Origin of the sequence: Blautia sp. HCP3S3_C4, from assembly GCF_052064095.1 — a bacterium.
Classification (GTDB): Bacteria; Bacillota; Clostridia; order Lachnospirales; family Lachnospiraceae; genus Blautia_A.
The window spans coordinates 1-1,345 of the sequence record NZ_JBQHWF010000045.1; the positions used below are offsets into that span (position 1 = coordinate 1).

Sequence of the window (1,345 nt, forward strand, 5' to 3'; positions counted from 1 at the left end):
TGTGAACTTCCAGTAATTTTTCCACCTAAAGAAAAAAGAACGAAATAAAATCATAAAAAATCCCGGTTTTCTGCGGCTTTCCATTGCAGATAGCCGGGAAATATAGTACAATTATTTTAGGCGGATAACCGCCTAAAAGGAGGGCACTATGTATCTGGATTTTTTAGTGAAAGTACCAACCGTAAAAGGCAAGATCACACGGAGAAAAAAGTCAAATGTTGTATATATAGAGTATGAGTATGACCGGGTTTATGATCCATCCCGGAAGTATACTTTTCCCAAAAGAGTAACGATCGGAAAACTGTCAGATACGGATCCGGAACTCATGAAACCGAATCAAAATTTCCTGAAATATTTCCCCGATGCAGAGCTTCCGGAAAGCAAAAACAGGACTTCCAGAAGCAGCTGTCTCAGGGTAGGAACATATTTTGTACTGCGTAAGATCATAGAAGAATGCAGCTTGAACGATATCCTTGGAAAGTATTTTGGATCGCGTGATATGGGGCTGTTTTTAGATCTGGCTGTTTATTCGATCATAGCAGAAAACAATGCAGCGCAGTACTATCCGGATTATACATACAACCATCCACTTTTTACGGAAAAAATGAAACAATATAGCGATTCAACCGTATCAGATTTCCTGAATTCAGTAACAGATGATCAGAGTACAGGATTTCTGAATACATGGAATGAGTCACGGAATTACCGTGAAAAGATTTATATTTCTTATGATTCAACGAATAAAAACTGTCAGGCCGGGGATATAAAAATGGTTGAATTTGGGCATCCGAAAGTAGATATGGGAGAGCCGGTATTTAATTATGCAGTTGCGTATGATACTCATAATCAGGAACCATTATTTTATGAAAAATATCCAGGAAGTCTGAATGATATCTCCCAGCTTCAGTTCATGCTGGATAAAGCATCCGGATATGGTTATAAGAAGATCGGATTCATTCTGGACAGGGGATATTTCAGCTGCGAGAATATACAATATATGGATAAATGTGGGTATAGTTTTGTTATCATGGTGAAAGGGATGTCTGCCCTTGTGAATGAACTGATCCTGGAAAATAAAGGGACATTTGAAAATAAGCGGGTAAACAATATCTATGAATATGGAGTTTACGGAAAGACAATACGGCACAAACTGTATGCAAGTGATAAAAAAGAGCGTTATTTTCATCTGTATCATAGTATTTCCAAAGAAAGCGCAGAACGGATAGAGATTGAAAATCGGATCAACCAGATGACGCAGTATCTGAAAAAGTACCAGAATAAGGTAAAGGAATTCGGTCCTGGATTTGAGAAGTATTTTGACCTTCATTATGATGAAAAGAGCCAG

At 37.9% G+C, this 1,345-nt stretch carries 1 protein-coding gene; it reads left to right on the forward strand.

All coding sequences use genetic code 11. The features are described from left to right. Positions 1-148: 148 nt before the first annotated feature. Positions 149-1,345, forward strand: a 1,197-nt coding sequence (locus ACTNC6_RS16095) for an IS1634 family transposase (RefSeq protein ID WP_441044651.1), incomplete at its 3' end; no start/stop codon positions are given.